This window comes from Streptomyces sp. WMMB 322 (genome assembly GCF_900090145.1).
Classification (GTDB): domain Bacteria; phylum Actinomycetota; class Actinomycetes; order Streptomycetales; family Streptomycetaceae; genus Streptomyces.
This window is the reverse complement of the sequence record NZ_FMHI01000003.1, coordinates 119,902-137,204: the sequence shown is the minus strand read 5'-3', so window position 1 is coordinate 137,204 and position 17,303 is coordinate 119,902. Positions and strand designations below refer to the sequence as shown.

General features: G+C 73.3%; 16 protein-coding genes and 1 pseudogene. 10 read left to right on the top strand and 7 right to left on the bottom strand.

Translation table 11 applies throughout. The features are described 5' to 3' along the window. Window positions 1–19 precede the first annotated feature (19 nt). Together H180DRAFT_RS06505 and H180DRAFT_RS06500 are read left to right on the top strand one after the other, a co-directional pair. Window positions 20–463, top strand: a complete 444-nt coding sequence (locus H180DRAFT_RS06505) for an acyl-CoA thioesterase (protein ID WP_368073111.1) — start codon at window positions 20–22, stop codon at window positions 461–463. After that, complete coding sequence (locus H180DRAFT_RS06500) at window positions 432–1,094, top strand: DUF8185 domain-containing protein (RefSeq protein ID WP_055485030.1); 663 nt, start codon at window positions 432–434, stop codon at window positions 1,092–1,094. The genes H180DRAFT_RS06505 and H180DRAFT_RS06500 overlap by 32 nt, the downstream gene beginning before the upstream one ends. 113 nt (window positions 1,095–1,207) lie before the next feature. On the opposite strand, the gene H180DRAFT_RS06495 is transcribed toward H180DRAFT_RS06500, so the two are convergent. The 3 genes from H180DRAFT_RS06495 to H180DRAFT_RS06485 form a co-directional block, all read right to left on the bottom strand. Beyond that, window positions 1,208–1,621: a globin gene (locus tag H180DRAFT_RS06495; protein ID WP_175437725.1), complete on the bottom strand. Its 414-nt coding sequence runs from the start codon at window positions 1,619–1,621 to the stop codon at window positions 1,208–1,210. 240 nt (window positions 1,622–1,861) lie between these two features. Next, on the bottom strand, window positions 1,862–2,941 hold the full coding sequence (locus H180DRAFT_RS06490; RefSeq protein ID WP_055485029.1) for an ABC transporter permease: 1,080 nt from the start codon (window positions 2,939–2,941) through the stop codon (window positions 1,862–1,864). Further along, window positions 2,938–3,666: an ABC transporter ATP-binding protein gene (locus tag H180DRAFT_RS06485; protein WP_055485028.1), complete on the bottom strand. Its 729-nt coding sequence runs from the start codon at window positions 3,664–3,666 to the stop codon at window positions 2,938–2,940. Before H180DRAFT_RS06485 ends, H180DRAFT_RS06490 begins: the two co-directional genes overlap by 4 nt. 71 nt (window positions 3,667–3,737) lie before the next feature. Here H180DRAFT_RS06485 and H180DRAFT_RS06480 point away from each other — a divergent pair, with 71 nt between their 5' ends. The 7 genes and pseudogenes from H180DRAFT_RS06480 to H180DRAFT_RS30310 all read left to right on the top strand — a co-directional run bounded on the left by H180DRAFT_RS06480 (window position 3,738) and on the right by H180DRAFT_RS30310 (window position 11,311). Beyond that, on the top strand, window positions 3,738–4,706 hold the full coding sequence (locus tag H180DRAFT_RS06480) for a methyltransferase domain-containing protein (protein WP_055485027.1): 969 nt from the start codon (window positions 3,738–3,740) through the stop codon (window positions 4,704–4,706). A 223-nt stretch (window positions 4,707–4,929) separates the two neighbouring features. Then, the gene (locus tag H180DRAFT_RS06475) at window positions 4,930–5,664 is read left to right on the top strand and encodes a sulfite exporter TauE/SafE family protein (RefSeq protein ID WP_055485260.1); all 735 of its coding nucleotides are present in this window, start codon (window positions 4,930–4,932) and stop codon (window positions 5,662–5,664) included. A 239-nt stretch (window positions 5,665–5,903) separates the two neighbouring features. Next, window positions 5,904–6,035, top strand: a complete 132-nt coding sequence (locus tag H180DRAFT_RS30770; RefSeq protein WP_302622431.1) for a hypothetical protein — start codon at window positions 5,904–5,906, stop codon at window positions 6,033–6,035. A gap of 135 nt (window positions 6,036–6,170) precedes the next feature. Beyond that, window positions 6,171–7,544, top strand: a complete 1,374-nt coding sequence (locus H180DRAFT_RS06470; RefSeq protein WP_074466661.1) for a coiled-coil domain-containing protein — start codon at window positions 6,171–6,173, stop codon at window positions 7,542–7,544. Between the two features lie 177 nt (window positions 7,545–7,721). Beyond that, window positions 7,722–9,227 carry a PP2C family protein-serine/threonine phosphatase gene (locus H180DRAFT_RS06465; RefSeq protein ID WP_055485259.1) on the top strand — a complete coding sequence of 502 codons (1,506 nt, stop codon included), beginning with the start codon at window positions 7,722–7,724 and terminating at the stop codon, window positions 9,225–9,227. Window positions 9,228–9,438: 211 nt separating this feature from the next. Then, a pseudogene (locus H180DRAFT_RS06460) lies at window positions 9,439–9,647 on the top strand (hypothetical protein); the annotation flags it as partial. A gap of 1,004 nt (window positions 9,648–10,651) precedes the next feature. After that, the gene (locus tag H180DRAFT_RS30310; RefSeq protein WP_254665909.1) at window positions 10,652–11,311 is read left to right on the top strand and encodes an FHA domain-containing protein; all 660 of its coding nucleotides are present in this window, start codon (window positions 10,652–10,654) and stop codon (window positions 11,309–11,311) included. An 82-nt stretch (window positions 11,312–11,393) separates the two neighbouring features. On the opposite strand, the gene H180DRAFT_RS06450 is transcribed toward H180DRAFT_RS30310, so the two are convergent. The 4 genes from H180DRAFT_RS06450 to H180DRAFT_RS06435 all read right to left on the bottom strand — a co-directional run bounded on the left by H180DRAFT_RS06450 (window position 11,394) and on the right by H180DRAFT_RS06435 (window position 16,275). Beyond that, window positions 11,394–12,386, bottom strand: a complete 993-nt coding sequence (locus tag H180DRAFT_RS06450) for an N-acetylglucosamine kinase (protein ID WP_055485025.1) — start codon at window positions 12,384–12,386, stop codon at window positions 11,394–11,396. Next, the gene (locus H180DRAFT_RS06445; protein WP_055485024.1) at window positions 12,377–13,669 is read right to left on the bottom strand and encodes a 6-phospho-beta-glucosidase; all 1,293 of its coding nucleotides are present in this window, start codon (window positions 13,667–13,669) and stop codon (window positions 12,377–12,379) included. Before H180DRAFT_RS06445 ends, H180DRAFT_RS06450 begins: the two co-directional genes overlap by 10 nt. Before the next feature lie 17 nt (window positions 13,670–13,686). Then, window positions 13,687–14,937: an ROK family transcriptional regulator gene (locus H180DRAFT_RS06440; protein WP_055485023.1), complete on the bottom strand. Its 1,251-nt coding sequence runs from the start codon at window positions 14,935–14,937 to the stop codon at window positions 13,687–13,689. 183 nt (window positions 14,938–15,120) lie between these two features. Beyond that, complete coding sequence (locus H180DRAFT_RS06435; protein ID WP_107097597.1) at window positions 15,121–16,275, bottom strand: mechanosensitive ion channel family protein; 1,155 nt, start codon at window positions 16,273–16,275, stop codon at window positions 15,121–15,123. A gap of 385 nt (window positions 16,276–16,660) precedes the next feature. Between H180DRAFT_RS06435 and H180DRAFT_RS06430 the strand changes: the two genes are divergently transcribed. Further along, window positions 16,661–17,200, top strand: coding sequence for an HNH endonuclease (locus H180DRAFT_RS06430; RefSeq protein WP_055485022.1), 540 nt, complete (start codon window positions 16,661–16,663; stop codon window positions 17,198–17,200). Window positions 17,201–17,303: the final 103 nt, after the last annotated feature.

Genomic DNA, 17,303 nt, shown 5'->3' with positions numbered 1-17,303 from the left:
GGCAGGCTGATCGGTTCACGTGCGTCACACATACCAGTGCCCCCTGCGCTGGTCGGACATGGATGCCTACGGGCACGTCAACAACGTCGTCCACCTCCGCTACCTGGAGGAGGCGCGGATCGACTTCATGTTCCGGCTGGCGGGGGAGGCGGTGGCCGCCGAGGACGAGCCGGCGCCGTTCAAGGCCGGATGCGTGGTGGCCCGGCACGAGATCGACTATCTGAAGCCGCTCTTCCACCGGTACGAGCCGGTCACGGTCGAGACCTGGGTGACGAAGCTGAACGCGGCCTCGGCCACCATCGCCTACGAGATCAAGGACGCGGGGACGGTCTACGTGCGGGCCGAGACCGTCATCGTCCCCTACGACCTGGAGAAGGAGCACCCGCGCCGGCTCACCGCCGGTGAACGGGCGTTCCTGGAGGGCTACTTCGATGACAGCGCGGCCGCGCCTCGTATTCGCTGACCCGGGCGAGGCCGCGGGTCTCGGCGCCTTTCTCAAGCGGCTGCTGCGCTGGGAGAAGGCAGCAGCCGTGCGCATCCAGGCCTGGAACGGCGTCGTCGGCTTCTTCGCCAAGCCCGCCCGGTTCGAGGTGCTGGTGGTGCGTACGGCGCGGCTGCTGGAGTCGGCGGAGGCGGACACCACCGTCTCGGCGGGGGAACTCCTGGAAGGCGTGGAGGAGTCGGCCGAGGCCTTCACGGTGCCCGCGGCGGTGACCGGCCCGCCGTGGGCGGGCGTCCTGCCGCCGCGCGGAGGCTGGGAAGTCTTCGGCGAGGTCCCCGCAGACGCGGTGCGGGCGGTCGCCGCGGCGGCTGTCGGCGAATTCCGCGAGCGTGCCGAGAAGCTGGAACGGCAGGAGCGCACCCGCGAGAGGCTCGACGCGCTCGCCGAGGAGATCTGGTCGCGGCCGCTGGGCAGGACTGAAATGCCGCTGCGTGCCGCGCACGCGGCGCACGCGCTGGGTTTCCTCACGGGCGGGGGACAGCTGAAGCTTCTCCGGGCCGGTTCATGGCTGCGGCTGCGCACGCCTGCCGGTTCGGTGGCGGTGCGCAGCGGCAGCGACAAGGCGCCGGGGCTGAGCGTCACCCCCGTCTGACCCCGTCCGACTCCGGACACCTGGCCGCCGTCCGGCCGGTGTCACCCCTGCGGCCGGTGCGCCCCTGTGGCCCGTCCGCTTCGCTCGCGCGCAGCTTCGGGTGAACGAGGCGCTCAGTCCGGGGAGTTGACCATGGACCCCGCCGCGTACACGAGGTAGTTCCACAGCTGACGCTCGTGCTCGGGTGCGAGGTCGAGGCTGTCGACGGCGTCCCGCATGTGCTTCAGCCACGCGTCGTGGGCGGCGCGGTCGACCTTGAACGGTACGTGCCGCATGCGCAGCCGCGGGTGTCCCCGCTGGTCGCTGTAGGTGCGAGGGCCGCCCCAGTACTGGATGAGGAAGAGGGTCAGCCTCTCCTCCGCAGGGCCGAGGTCCTCCTCCGGGTACATGGGCCGCAGCAGCGGGTCCTCGGCGACACCCTGGTAGAAGCGGTGCACCAGCCGCCGGAAGGTCTCCTCGCCTCCGACCTGCTCGTAGAAGGTCTGCGTCTGCAAGCTGCCGCGCGGAATCTCCATCACGTCCTCCATGGTCGCAGATTGCTCCGCGACGTCGTGTGGCGTCGTTCCCTCCTCCCTCGGTCCGGGCGCCCGGACGCCCGGGGGCGGGCCGGACGCGCTTCCGGCGCGGGAAGCGCGCGGTCGTGCCCGGCCGGTGCCGCCACGCTCCCGTGCGGCCCCCACGGCCGACGGCGCCCGCCCCCGCCGGGGAACGGGCGCCGCGCGCCCGGCCCGCCGCCTGCGTGCCGGAGCGCCGCGTGCCGCCTGCCCCTACGCGTCGTCCCAGCGGAAGAGCCGGGAGGCGATCAGCGTGACCACAGCCGCGAACAGCAGCAGTCCGCCCATCACGGGCAGCGCCGCACCCCAGGACTCACCTCTGCTGAGCACCGCCTGCATCGCCTCGGCGAGGTGTGTCAGCGGCAGGAAGTCGGAGACGCTGCGCACCCACGCGGGCGCCATCTCCAGCGGGAAGAACGACCCGGACAGGAAGGCCATGGGCAGCACGATGATCTGCGCGAGACCGTTCGCGGCCTCCTCCGTCTTCGCCCACGAACCTATGAGCAGGCCGATCGACATGAACGCCAGCGTGCCGCACGCGACCAGAGGCAGGCACAGCCACCAGTTCCCGGCCAGCTGGAGCCCGTAGAAGGGGAGCGTCGCCATTCCGATGAAGATGCCGGTCTGTGCGAACGCCAGTGCCAGATTCACGCCCACCCGTGCGCCGACCACCGAACCCGCCCCGATGGGCGCCAGCCACAGCCGCCGCAGGATGCGCTTCTTGCGCCAGCTGACGAGGTTGAACGCCGAACCGAACACGCCGCCCATCGCCACGGCCCAACTGAGCAGCCCCGGAGTGAGGAACTGGATGGGCTTGACCGACTCGTCCTCGACGCGCTGCGTCGTCAGGCGGTAGGCGGGGGGCTGCCCCGTCGCCGCCTGGTTGGCCTGCTGGACGACGGAGTCGACGATGCCGCGTACGTTGCCCGCACGCACCGAGTCGGCTGCCGAGTAGCGCAGCGCGATCTCGCCCTTGCCGTCCTGGAAGACGGCCGCGTCCGTGTCGCCCTCGCGCACCTTCCGCAGCGCCTCTGTGCGTGCGGCAGCCGAGCCGTCCGTCTTCTCGATGCTCAACACGCCGCGCAGTTCCGCGCGTTGCCGGTCGGGGATGTCGTCGAGGACCTTCACGTCGCCGACCTGGACGATTTTCGCCCCGGGCGTGGAGTCGTTGTCGAACAGTGCGCCGAACAGCGCCAGGAACATCAGCGGGAAGACCAGCATGAAGAAGACGGCGGCCCGGTCCCGCAGCAGTCCGAGCGCCATGGCCTTCGACAGGCTCAGGAAGCTCTTCATTCCCGGTACTCCCTCCCCGTGAGCTGGAGGAAGACGTCCTCCAGCGACCGCACCCCCAGCTCCTCGACCAGTTGCGCGGGTGCGCCCACCCGCAGGATCCGGCCGTGGTCCATCACGGCCACGCGGTCGCACAGCTGTTCTGCCTCGTCCATGTAGTGCGTCGTCAGCACGACGGTCCGGCCTTCGGAGTTGATCGTGCGGAGCAGATCCCACAGGTTCCGCCGCGCCTGAGGGTCCAGGCCGGTGGTCGGTTCGTCGAGGAAGACCAGCTCGGGGTCGTGCACGAGCGCGCAGGCTATGGACAGCCGCTGCGCCTGGCCGCCCGAGAGCTTGTTCTCGCGGGTGCCGCGCTTGTCGGTGAGCCCGACGGTCTCCAGCATCTCGTCGGCGCGGGCTCCCGGGACGCCGTAGAGGGAGGCGAATGTGTGTATCTGCTCGCGTGCGCTGAGCCGTTCGAAGAACGCCGACGCCTGCAACTGCACGCCTATCCGGTTCAGCAGTTCCGCCTTGCGCGGCCAGGAGGACTCTCCCAGCAGCCGGGCGCTGCCCTCGTCGGGCTCCCTCAGCCCTTCGACGATCTCCAGAATCGTGGTCTTGCCCGCCCCGTTCGGCCCGAGGATGCCGTAGAACTCCCCCCGCTCCACCTCGAAGGAGACGCCGTCGACGGCCTTGGTCTCCCCGTAGCGCTTGCGCAGCCCCTCGACCGTGATCGCTTTCGATGTCATGCGCGGAGGTTATCGGCGGAACGTCACATTCAAGCCTCGCGGGCACCGCACATGAGCAGCACAGTGGAGGCATGCCGGCTGCTTCGGATCTGATGCGTCGTCTGGCCGCCCGCGGGGCGCTCGCCGACCCCGCGTGGCAGGCGGCCTTCGCCGAGGTGCCCCGCGAGGTCTTCGTGCCGTACTACTACGTGACCGTCTCCGGCGGGCGCCGGGAGCGGCTGTGGCGGGACGACCCCGATCCGGAGCGCCGCGCGCGCTGGCTCTCGGGCGTCTACGACGACCAGCCGCTGGCCACCCGGGTGCGCGACGGCGAGCTGCTCTCCTCCAGCAGCCAGCCCTCGCTGATGGCCCGCATGCTGGAGGCGCTGGAGGTGCGGGACGGCATGCGCGTACTGGAGATCGGCACCGGCTCCGGCTACAACGCCGCTCTGCTCGCGCACCGGCTGGGCGGTGCGCGGGTCACCACGGTCGACCTGGACCCCGGCATCACCGGCACCGCCCGGGAGCACCTTGCCGCCGCCGGTTACCGGCCACGGATCGTCACGGGGGACGGTGTGCTCGGCGCTCCCGCGTACGCCCCCTACGACCGCGTCATCGCCACGTGTGCGGTGCGGGCGGTGCCACCCGCCTGGCTGGCGCAGAGCGTGCCGGGGGCGCTGGTCCTCGCGCCGGTGGGCACCGGGCTCGTACCGCTGCGCGTGGAGGGGCCGCGGGACGGCGAGGGCCGCTTCCTGTCCACGCCCGCGCACTTCGTGCCGCTCAGGGGCGGCGCCCCGCAGGGGGAGGAGGTTCACCCGGTTCCGAGCGCGTGCGCAGTCCCTCCGCACGCGCTGCGGCAGGGCTCCTTCCATTTCCTCCTCGGCCTCGCCGGCGGTTCGCTGGCGCCGTACGACGCCTACGAGTTGTGGCGCGACGCCGGCCGGCCCGAGCGGGAGCGCTACGGAGTGACCGTCAGGGACGGGCTCCAGTGGGCGTGGCTCGACGACCCGTACGGGCCGCACACGTGGTCTCTCGGCGGGCCCCTGGAGGGCGGTGCGTGAGGCTTGGGGCCGGCACTTGGACCAGGTTCCGGGAGGCGGTCGGTGAGGCGGCCGGGGACGTGGCCGGGGACGTGGCCGGGGGAGGTTTCCACGGGCCGAGGGGCCCTGAGTGTGGTGCATTTCCCGATGGAACTTCGCTTTTCGGATGTGAATTTCCGCACTCCGGAAGGAATGTGTGCGCCAGGCTCTACAGCCCTCCAGCGCCGGCATCTACTTTCGGGGTGTGATCAGCGGCTGGTCCTTCCTCACCCTGCTCGGCGGCGTAGTGCTGCTGGGCTCGTCGGTCCAGCGGCTGGCCGGCATCGGCTTCGGGCTCCTCGCCTCCCCCGGACTGGTGCTGCTCATGGGGCCCGTGCAGGGTGTCGCGCTGGTCAACTGCGCCGGCGTCGTCATCGGCGTCGCGGGGCTCGCGACGAGCTGGCGGCAGGTACGGCTGGCGACGATGGTCCCGCTCGTCGCCGCCGCGGCCCTCACGGTGCCCCTGGGAGCGTGGCTCGCACTGCGGCTCCCGGAGCCCGTGCTGCTCACCGCGTTCGGTGGACTCATCACCGCCGCCGTGCTGCTGGTGTTGTGCGGCGCCCGTATCAGGGCCCTGCATGGAAGGGGCGGTGCCGTGGCGGCCGGCGCGGCCAGTGGATTCATGAACTCGGCCGCGGGGACCGGCGGTCCCGCGCTCTCCCTCTACGCGGTCAACGCGGGCTGGAGGGCTGCCGAGTTCGTGCCCAACGCCCAGTTCTACGGACTCGTCGTCAACCTGATGTCGGCCTCCGTCAAGGGACTTCCCCAGCTGACGCGTCCCGCCTGGCTGCTGGTCGCCGGAACCATGGCCGCGGGCATCGTGCTCGGGCATCTGCTCGCGGCCCGTACTCCGGAAAAGGGGGCGCGCCGCATCATCCTGGGGCTCGCGCTCGCCGGCGGAGTCGCAACGGCGGCGAAGGGCCTGTGGCTGCTGGTGTGAGGGGAACCGGCGCCGTACGGGCGGCGTGTACCCGGAAGGAACCGCGGACCCGGTGAGTTCCGGGGGTTCCCGGCGGCCGCCGCAGATCCCGATCCGAACAAGATCCCGGTGGAAACAGTGTGGTTGATGTTCCGCGTGGCCATACTCTGGCCGTGGGCCTCAACCCGTTGCGACAGACGCATCGCACAACGTAGGCGTGGCGGACGGCCCGGCAACGACCAGGGGGAGGGCGGCGACCGGTGACAGAGCTGTACTCGCGTCCGGCGGGGGACTCCGTGCCCGGCCCGTGTGCCGCGGTCCTCGCCGTCTCGCTCACAGCCGGCGCCGTCGTCAACGATGCCGTCGTCAACGATGCCGTCGGGGTGGGGTGAGGACGGGTGCGACGAGGTGTGCGACTCCCTTCGGCCGGCCCGTTGAGAGGCGGCCCCGAACAGGCCCGGACCGCCGGCCGGCAGCGGCCCGCCCCGGCACGGACAGCAGACACGACGGAAGCAGCGAGGTGATCGATGGGGCCCGCGGGACCCACGGGACCGGTGATGAGCCGGGAGGAGGCCGACCGTGCTCTGGAAAGGCTCACCGCCGAACACGAGGCGGTCGAGTCGTCGTTGCTGGCGCTGCAGGACCACGCGGGGCGCCGCCTGCTCGAGGGCGCGCAGCTGACCGGCACGACGGCCGGACGCTGGGCGCGGGCCGAGGAGGCCGTCACCAGGCTGTGGAACGTCTTCGAGTACTACAGCGGTGCGCTGGCCAAGGCACAGGAGGTGCGCGAGCGCCGTCGCTGGCCCAGCCGCGAGGATCTCGCCGAACTGACGCAGCTGCTGCGCGGGTTCCACACACTTCCCGGCAGCGCCGCGGGAGGTGCGGGCAACCCGGCGGACGGGGTCGAGAGCTCCGCGGGCGCCGTCGAGGGCCCCGGTGGGGGCGGCGGAGGCCCGCAGCCGGAGGAGGAGGCGACTCTCAGCACGCTCGTCGAGTGGATGAACGGCTGGTACGCGCAGGCCCTCGATGTCGTGGCGGCTGCCGATTCGGTCTGGTCGGCACTGCCCGCCCGCATAGACATGCTCGCCGCCGAACTGCGCCGCGTGCGCTCCCTCGCGCACTCCGTCGGCGTACGCCCTGGGGAGCATCCCTCGGGCGACGACCTGGAGCGTACGACGGAGGAACTCACCTCGCTGCGCGCCGAAGTGGTCTCCGACCCGCTCGCCTTCTGGACGCCGGCGGGCGGCAGCAGCGCACCCGGCGGGGGCAGGCCCGACACCTCCCGCTACGACCGCGCCGCGCGTGAACTCGAGGACATCCGCCGCGAGATCGACGCCGTGCTCAACGTCCGCCAGGACTCCGAACAGCGGCTGATGCGGCTGCGTGACGTCCTCTCCCGCGCGGACCGCACACTGGCGGAGGCCCGCGCGGCTCGTGGCGAGGTACTGGCCAAGATCGCGGCCTCCGAGGTCCCCGCGGTGAGCGGCCCCGCGACCGCCCTCCAGGAGCAGCTGTCCGCCGCGGCGGAATACAGGCGCCGCTCCCAGTGGCACCGCCTCTCGCCGCTGCTGGAGAGCCTGGAGCAGCGCGCGGAGGACGAGTTGGACCGCGCACGTGCCCAGCTCGCCGCCGTTACGGCACCGTTGGCGGTACGGGCGGAACTGCGCGGGCGTCTCGACGCGTACAAGGCAAAGGTGGCACAGCAAGGCATGGGGGAGGAGCGGATGCTGACCGAGCGCTACGACGCGGCACGGCGCATGCTGTGGAGCGCGCCGTGCGATCTGCGGGCCGCGGAGGACGCGGTGCGGCGTTATCAGCACGCGGCACAGCAGGTTCTGACGGCGTCGCGGCAGGACGGCGAAGGCGGTCCCGCACGGGTGGAAGGGGTGACGGACGCGTGAGCGGAGTCCGGGGAACGGCACGCCCCGGCCGCGACGGCGCACGTGCCGCCACGGTGCGTGCCACAGATGCCGCACATGTGTGTGCCGCTTACGTGTCCGGCTCGCGCAGCCCGGCACCGAGAGGACCGAACCGGCGGAACGGGCCTGCCCCTTCCGCCCCAGGACGTGGGTGTGACCATGCTTGATCAACTGTCCGCGTGTCCGCGCTGCTCCGAACCACTGGCGGCGGGGGAGCGCTTCTGCGGAGTCTGCGGCGCAGATCTGGGTGCCGCCCGCCCCGGCAGCGGGACCGGCGGGGCCCCCGGTGGCGTGCGGCCGGTCGCACCCGGCGGCTGGGCAGGGGACATGCCACCGGGCATGCCGCCCCGGCCTCCCGGCGAACCGGACTTCACGCTGGCGCCGGCGGACAACCCCGTACCGGGCGCGCGCCCCGGGTATGCGGGGCCGGGCGTACGGGGGCGGCTGGATGTGCAGGGGCCGCCCGTACCGGGACCGCAGGGCGACGGTCCCTCCGTCCAGGGCCCGCCGCTGCCGGCTCCGCCCGCGGTGCCTGCGTCGTCGACGCACGAGCAGCCGCCCCCGGGGACACCGGACGGCCCGGTGGCGCCGCCGCAGCCGTCCGCGCCACCGGCGCAGCCGCCGGTGGTACCGCCGCATCCGTCCGCACCGCCGCATCCGTCGCCGCCGGCGGCTCCTGATCCTCGCGCCGCCGACCCCCGGCTCACGCTGGACGATTCGCCGCACGACGGACCGTCGCCGCACACCACGGAGCCCGCGGGAACGCCCGCTGCCGCCGCCTCGGCGCGCTGTGTCGCCTGCGGCACCGGAGCCGTGGACGGAGACGGCTACTGCGACCACTGCGGTCACCAGCAGCCGCGGGAACGCGACCACATGGAAGGCGCGTTGCCCTCGGTGGCGGCCGCCAGCGACCGCGGGCTGCGTCACCACCGGAACGAGGACTTCTTCTCGCTGCACGAGACGGCGACGCCGTCGGGCGCCCCGGTGACCATCGCCGTGGTCTGTGACGGCGTCTCCTCGGCCACCCGGCCCGACGACGCCTCCGCTGCGGCGGCCCTCGCCGCGGGCGCGTCGATGAGCGAAGCCGTGCCGCGCGGCACACCCGCGCAGCAGGCCATGCACGACGCGCTCGTCGCCGCATCCGAGGCGGTCACCGCCCTCGCCGCCGAAGGCCCCAACGAGCCGTCCAAGAACGCACCGGCATGCACGATCGTGGGTGCCCTGACCGCCGAAGGCATCCTGACCGTCGGCTGGATCGGGGACAGCCGCGCCTACTGGGTGCCCGAGGCGCACGGTGCGCCGCCCGCGCGCCTCACCGAGGACGACTCGTGGGCGGCGCAGATGGTCGCGGCGGGACTGATGACCGAGGGCGAGGCCTACGCCGACCCGCGCGCGCACGCCATCACGGGATGGCTCGGCGCGGACGCCTACGAGGTCGAACCGCACACCGCTTCGTACAAGCCGGAGGGCGCAGGGGTCGTGATCGTCTGCACGGACGGCGTCTGGAACTACGCGGAGTCCGCTGAACAGATGGCGGCGGCCGTACCGGCGGACAGCGGCGCACGCCCCCTGCAGGCCGCGCAGCGTCTGGTCGGTTTCGCGCTGGACGGCGGCGGACACGACAACGCGACCGTGGCCGTCATCCCCTTCCCCGGCCCGTCGTAGGGGACCGGGGGCCTGTCCTGAACCGCCGCGGGGACGAGGAGGCGGGCGATGCGGGCCGGAGCCGTCCGTCGTCGCCGAGGCCGTCCGTCGTCACGAGGCCGTCCGTCCATGGGGACCCGGCCGGTGCCCGGTCCGTAGGGCCGCATGCCGGCGGGGCTCACCGAGGCGGTCACCGAGGCGGTCGAGGACGGGCCGGAGCGGCGCAGGCCAGGGGGACGAAGAGGGCGCAACCGTACAACCGGGGTGCGCCGTACGGTCGGTCGGGGCTTCCGGTGACGCAGATACCTCGAAGCTGCTTTCGAAGGTGGTGGACGTCATCGACGCCGCGAGCGGTACTGTTCGGCTGAAGGCGAAGGTTGCCGACGCCGACGAGATGACACTGGGACGCGGTCCACGAAGACGGTCCGTGTGAAGAGGTGACAGAGCCCGCGAGGGCCGTACCGCAGGTACGGAAGCGAGAGCACAAGGGGGAGGCACTCATCATGCCGACTTGCCCGAACGGACACCAGTCGGCCGCCGACGACTGGTGCGAGGTATGCGGTCACCGCATGGCCGAATCGACCTCCGCACCCGCCGGTGCGATTCCGCCGTCATCCTCGCCGCCGGTGCCCGGAGGCGGTTACGGCTACCCCGGCCCCTCTGCCTCGCCGGGCGGACAGGGTGCGCCCGGCGGCGGACCGGTCCCTCCCGGCCCTCCGTCCCAGGGCTACGGCTACCCGGGGCCCATGAGCGACGGTCCCGGCGGCCCGGGTGGCCCCGGTGGCCCTGCACCCGGTGGCCCCGGTGGTCCCGCTCCCGCCGGCCCTCCGGCACCTCCCGGCGGTCCCGGGCCTCAGGCCCAGGGTGAGACATGCCCCCAGTGCGGCAAGCCCCGCGAGGGGCAGGTGCCGTTCTGCGACAACTGCCGTTACAACTTCCTGACGAACTCGCCGATGACGTACGTACCGGCGGACCAGTCGCCGCAGCCGGACGCCTTCTCCCGGCCGGGCGTCCAGAACGGCCCCGGCCCGCAGGGCCAGCCCGGTCCGCCTCCGCCGCCCCCCGGGCCGCAGGGCCGGCAGGGGCCCCCTCCGCCTCCCCCACCGCCGCCTGGTCAGCAGGGTCAGCAGGGTCAGCCTCCGCCCCCGCCGTTTCCCGGTGCTCCCTCGTCCGGCGCGGACCAGCGGTACGACTTCGACAGCGCGGACCGTCCCTCCGAGGTCAACCGGCCCGCGGAGCCGCTCACTTCGGATCAGCCTCCGCAGGGGTTCGGCGGATACCCCGGGCAGGGGCCGGGTCAGGGCTTCGGCCAGGGTCCGGGACAAGGTCCCGACCAGGGCTTCGGCCAGGGTCCGGGACAAGGTCCCGACCAGGGCTTCGGCCAGGGTCCGGGGCCAGGTCCGGGCAGTCCGGGGCCAGGTCCGGGCCAGGGCCAGGGCGGGCCCATGGCGCCGCCCGCGCCCGGGGGGCCGCAGCAGCCGTCGTCGCCGAGCGGCGACTGGTCCATCCCGCCGCCCGCGCCCCCGCAGCAGGAGCAGTCGCAGCCGCCCGGACCGCCGTCGTTTCCCGGCCAGGGGCAGGCCCCCGGGCAGGGACAGGCCCCCGGGCAGGGGCAGCAGCCCCAGCCCCAGCACCAGTACCCGCAGCAGCCCGGGACGGGTGGGCACGAACAGGGCCAGATGCAGTCGTCCGGGCTGTCCGGATCGTGGGTGGCCGTCATCGCGCCCGACCGCCAGTACTTCGCGGCGATGATGGACCGCAGCGGTCCGGAGGCCTCGAACCTGAACCTGCCCGCGTACTCGCCCGAGCAGCAGCTCCCGCTCACCGGAAACCAGATCACCATCGGCCGCCGGCGCCACTCCACCGGCGAGGCGCCCGACATCGACCTGGCGCGCACGCCGGAGGACCCGGGTGTCTCGCACCAGCACGCCGTGCTGGTGCAGCAGCCCGACGGCAGCTGGTCGGTGGTCGATCAGGACTCGACGAACGGAACCACCATCAACGGCGCCGAGGACCCGATCCAGCCCTTCGTCCCCGTTCCGCTCAAGAGCGGCGACCGCGTGCACGTGGGGGCATGGACGACGATCACGCTCCACCTCACCTGACCGGCACCTCCGGGGCCTGCCCGCCGGGCCCGGCCTGTCCGTACGAGGGTGCGCACCCTTCCGCTCGTGAGGGTGCGCACGCTCACGCGTAGTGGGCCCGCAGGCGGGCGTGCGCCTGGGGCGGTGCGCCGGCCTCGTCGAGGCCGAGCAGCGCCGCTCCCAGGACCGGCGGCGCCGTCACGAGCTGGGGCGTCGCCTTCGGGGCGCGCACGGCCAGTCCGCGTGCGAGGTGGTCGTGCAGCAGCGGATGGCGGGCCGCGGCGACGCTGCCGCCCAGGAAGACCGGCGTCGCCGTCTCCAGCAGCCCGAGACGCCTCAGGCTGACCCCGATCATCGAGACGAGCTCGTCCGCCTGCCGCTCCACGATGGCGCGGGCCACCGCGTCACCGGCGGAGGCGGTCTCGAAGAGGATCGGCGTGATCTCGTGCATGCGGGTACGGGGAAGGTCGCCCAGGTGCAGGGCCTCGATGAGCGCGTGCATCGAGGTCAGTCCGAAGTGCCAGGGCACCTCCCGCGCGAGCTGCGTGTCCTCGCCGCGCCCGTCCTCGGCCCTCGCCGCGAACCAGACGGCCTCCGCGGCGAGTCCCCCGCCACCGCCGAAGTCGCCCGAGAGCCGGCCCAGGGCGAGAAAGCGGTGCGTGCCGCCCTCGCCGTCCTGGCCCGCGCAGTTGACGCCCGCGCCGCAGACGACCGCCACCCCGTGCCGGACGGAACCGTCGTCCGGCAGTCCGGCCCGCAGGACGGCGAAGGTGTCGTTGGCGACGCGGGTGGTGCGGCCCCAGCCCCGCGCGGTCAGGGCCGCGCTCAACTCGCTCTCCTCGCGCGGCAGATCGGCGTTGGCGAGGCAGGCCGAGACGTGCGCGACCGGCTGCCCGGGCGCGGCCCCCGCCTCCGCGAGTGCCGTGCCGACCGGCACCCCGAGTGCGTCCACCGCGGCCTGAACGCCCGTGGCCTGCGGCTGGAAGCCGCCGCCCCGCCCTCTGCCCAGCACGGCGCCGCCGACGTCGACGACCGTCACGTCCGTCTTGGTGTTGCCTGCGTCGATCGCGAGGCAGGCCGAGGTGCTCAGGCCCACGCCAGGTGCTCCCGGTTGTGGGCGACAAGCCGGTCGGTCAGCGCTTCGGCGCGGTCGTACTGACCGACCAGCGGGTGCGCCAGCAACGCCTTGAAGACCCGCTCGCGTCCGCCGTGGAGTGCCGCCTGAAGCGCCAGCTCCTCGTAGGCGTGGACGTGCGAGATCAGTCCGGCCTGGAGGGGGCCGACGGCGGGCGCGTCCAGTGGCACGGCGCCGTCGGGTCCGACCCGGGCCGGTGCCTCGATCACCGCGTCGCGGGGCAGGAACGGCAGCGTGCCGTCGTTGCGCACGTTGACGACCTGGACGTTCGAACCCGGCTTCCCGTCCCCGTCCTGTCCGCCGGACGTCCCCAGCAGCGCCGCGACCAGTGCCACCGCCGCCTCCGAGTAGAAGGCGCCGCCGCGCTTGCCGAGCAGGGCGGGCTTCGCGGTCAGGGCGGGATCGTCGTACATCCTCAGCAGCTCCCGCTCCATCGCCGCGACTTCCTCGGCCCGTGACGGCTTCGTACGCAGCTCCTCGACGGTCTCGTCGTGCGCGTAGTAGTAGCGCAGGTAGTACGACGGGAAGACGCCGAGAGTCTCCAGCACGCGGCGAGGCATCCTCAGTTCCAGGGCGAAGGCGTCGGCGTGCTCGTCGAGCAGCCGCGGCAGGACGTCCGCTCCGCCCGGGCCGCCGAGCCGCACGCCCAGCTCCCACGTGAGGTGGTTGAGCCCGTAGTGGTCGAGGTGGACCTCCTCCGGGGGCACCCCCAGCAGCCCTGCGAACCTGCGCTGGAGATTGACCGCCACGTTGCACAGCCCGACCGTCCTGTGCCCGGCCCGGAGCAGGGCGCGGGTGACGATGCCGACGGGATTGGTGAAGTCGACGATCCACGCGTCCGGACTGGTCCGCCGCACACGTTCCGCGATGTCGAGCACCACGGGAACGGTCCGCAGGGCCTTGGCCAGCCCGCCCGCCCCCGTCGTCTCCTGCCCGACGCAGCCGCACTCCAGGGGCCACGTCTCGTCCTGGTGCCGTGCCGCCTGCCCTCCGACGCGCAGCTGGAGCAGCACGGCGTCGGCACCGGCCGTGCCCGCCTCGACGTCCGACGTGGCGGTGACGGTCGCCGGATGGCCCTGCTGGGCGAGGATCCGGCGTGCCAGGCCGGCCACCGGCTCCAGCCGGTCCTTCGCCGGGTCGACGAGCACCAGGTCGCTCACGGGGAGCGTGTCCCGCAACCGTGCGAGGCCGTCGACGAGTTCGGGGGTGTACGTGGAGCCACCGCCGACCACTGCGATTCTCATGTCGTCCTGCAGTCCCTTCAGCTTCGGCGCGAGGTGTCGAACACTTCGTCACGGGTCGTGGCCAGCGCGCTCTCCAGCGCCCCGTGCAGCACGGCCTCGCCGGTGACCGTGCCCAGTTTCAACGCCGGCCGGGGCACGGCGAGTTCGGTCAGTTCGTCCTGCACGAGCCGTCGCAGCCGCTCCCCGCCGGCCGCGAGTACGCCCCCGGAGAGCACGATCAGCTCCGGGTCGAGCACGGCGACCATGGACGCCAGCCCGACGGCCGTTCCCGTGGCCAGCCGCCGCAGCAGTCCGGCGTGCGGGCCGCTCCCGCCCCGCTCGCCGGGTGCACCGTCCGCGCCCGTGGCGGCCGACGCGGCGCGCGCGACCAGAGCGGCGGCTCGGGCGTGCAGCGAGCCGTCGTGCTCGTGGGGCAGGCCCAGTTCACGCGCCCAGCGCAGTACGGCGCCGGCGCCCGCCAGTTCCTGGAAGCCGCCGCTGTTGCACCGCGCCGGGTCGCGGACGAGGGGCGTGCCGGGCACCGGGAGGAGACCGACCTCGCCCGCGCCGCCCGTGCGTCCACGGTGCAGCCGCCCTCCGAGGACGAGGGCGGCACCGATGCCCTCCTCGTTCCACAGCAGCACGAAGTCGTCGTGCCCGCGGCCCGCTCCGAGCCGCTGCTCCGCGACGGCGACGAGATTGACGTCGTTCTCGTATCCGAGGGGCACCGGCAGCGTGGCGGCCATCTCCTCCAGCAGCGTGGGGGAGTGCCAGCCGGGCAGATGCGAGGCGTAGCGCAGCCGCCCCGTACCCGGGTCGAAGGCGCCGGGCGTGCCCACGACCGCGCGGTGCAGCGCGGACGGGTCGACGCCCGCGGCCCCGGCGGCCCCCTCGACGGCCCGCCGGACCAGCTCGGGCGGAGCCGGGCCTTCCCGTGGCCGGGCAGGGGCGGGCAGCTCGAAGGTGCCGGCGACGCGGCCGGTGATGTCGGCGACGGCGGCGAGGACGCGGGCCGCGGTGACGTCGACTCCGGCGACATGAGCCGCTCGACCGTTGACGGCGAAGAGCTGCGCGTTGGGGCCGGGGCGGCCTTCGCTCCTCCCGGTGACGACGACGAGACCCGCGGCCTCCAGCCGGGCCAGCAGCTGTGAGGCCGTCGGCTTGGACAGGCCGGTCAGCTCGCCGATGCGCCCGCGGGAGAGGGGCCCCTCGGCGAGCAGCAGGTCGAGGGCGGCCCGGTCGTTCATCGCGCGCAGGACGCGTGGAGTCCCCGGCCTCGTACCGGCCATCTGCGCTCCGCCTCCGGCCCCGGCCCGCGGCCTCCCACTGTTAGGAAGCCTTCCAGTCGTCGGACCGTAGAGCCCGGGCCTCGGCCCCGTCAATGGAAGCGCAGGCGGCATCGCGGAAGCGCAGGCGACGTCGCATCGGGACCGCGTGGACCGGACGGCGCGACCGGCGCGCCCCGGAACCGGCTACTTGGGGGTCTTCTGCAGCGGCACGTCCCCGCCGCCGCGTTTTCCGGCCGCCTGCCGCACATGCGCGGCAGCGGCCACTTCGGTGTCGCGTTCGCGGCGCGCGGCGCGGTCTCCGCCGGAGGCGCCCCTGCCGCTCTTCCCTTCGCCCCTCTCGCCGCTGCCGGGGTGTTCCCGGGCCGCCTGCCCGGCGACGCCGGCCGCTTCGACGGAACGCGGCTCCTCGCCCGCGCTCTCGATGCCCCTGCGGTCCAGCGCCTGCTTGATGCGCCAGCGCAGCTCGCGTTCCACGCTCAGCGCCTTGCCCGGCATGGTCTTCGCCGTGACCCGTACGACGACCTCCTCGAGGGTCACCGAATCCAGGCCCAGCACCTCGACGGGCTCCCACAGCAGTTCGTCCCAGGGCTCGCTGCCGCCCAGCTCCTCGCCGACGGCGACGATCGCGTCGCGTACCTCGTCGAGGTCCTCGCCCGGCGCCACCCGCACGTCCACCGCGGCCGTCGCCCAGCCCTGGCTCAGGTTGCCGACCCGCTTGATCTCGCCGTTGCGGATGTACCAGATCTCACCGCTCTCGCCGCGCAGTTGCGTCACACGCAGCCCGACCTCCAGGACCGTGCCGGAGACCTCACCGACGTCGACGCGGTCGCCCACGCCGTACTGGTCCTCCAGGAGCATGAAGATCCCCGCCAGCAGGTCCGTGACGACGTCGCGGGCGCCGAAGCCGAGCGCGACACCGGCGACACCGGCGCTGGCCAGCAGCGGAGCCAGATTGATGCCGAGATCGGACAGGACCATCAGCAGCGCGGTGCCGATGATCACGAAGGAGGCGATGCTCCGCAGCACCGAACCGATCGCCTGGGAGCGCTGCCGCCGCCGCTCGCCGCTGACCAGCAGCCCGCGCAGCGCGTTGGCGCTGTCGGCGGCCTCCGCTCTGCGGTTCACGCGCTTGATGAGCCGGCTGATGGCACGGCGTATCACATGCCGCAACAGGATCGCGATGATCCCGATGAGCACGATGCGCAGCCCGGCAGCCACCCACTCCGACCAGTTCTGCTCGATCCATCCGGCCGCCTCGGACGCCGAGTCGTGCGCGTCCTCGAGCGAGGGAGGGCTCTGCCCGCCGTCCCCCGCTCCGGCTCCCGCACGGTGGGGCACCGCGAGAGTGGACGGGGTGGCAGCACCGATCAGCCAGAACACAGCAGAACCTTCCGGGCGGGGCCATGACCAACCAAGCGCCGGCGGCCCGCAGATGCGGGCCCCGAACGCGGCAACCACACTAACGGCGCACGGCCTTCACAAGTGGCCGCGGCGGCTGCCGAGGGAAAGCATCCGGCCGCCGGGCGCCCGTCCGGCGGCGGGGTTCACCACGTCTTGACTGATCGGAAGCGGGGCAGAAGTTCAAGGGGGAGTCAGGGGGTGTGGTTGAAAACACTCCCGTGGCGTTACCCGGTCGTGGTGGCGGAATGGCCAGGGCGCGGGACACACTGAGTACAGATCGTCCCGGCGCGAGCCACGCGCCGCAGACGTACAAGGAGGCACCGTGCCGCATGTCCTGGTCCTCAACGCGTCGTACGAGCCGCTCGGTGTCGTACCGCTACGTCGCGCGCTCATCCTCGTCCTCAACGACAAGGCCGTCAGCCTCGAGGAGTCCGGCGCCCTGATGCACAGCGCGACCCGTGTCATACCCGCTCCGAGCGTCGTACGGCTGAAGCGCTTCGTGCGGGTGCCCTTTCGGGGCACTGTTCCGCTGACCCGCCGGGCGCTCTTCGCGCGCGACGGCGGCCGGTGCGCGTACTGCGGTGGTGTCGCAACCAGCGTCGACCACGTCATTCCGCGCAGCCGCGGCGGACAGCACACCTGGGAGAACGTGGTGGCGGCCTGCCGCCGCTGCAACCACGTCAAGGCCGACCGGCACGTGGCCGAGATCGGCTGGCGGCTGCGCCACCAACCGGCGCCGCCGTCGGGCCTGGCCTGGCGGATCATCGGCACGGGACACCGAGACCCGCGCTGGATGCCGTACCTACAGCCGTACGGCGCGGACGACGCACTCGCCCGGATCGAAGGCAGAGCAACCGCCTGAGACCGGGCTTCGTCGTTTCTCACGGCCGTGGACCGCCGCCGTGGGACCGCGAGGGGCGGGCCGCTGCCGGGCCCGCCCCTCGCGCTGCCCGCCGGAACACGCG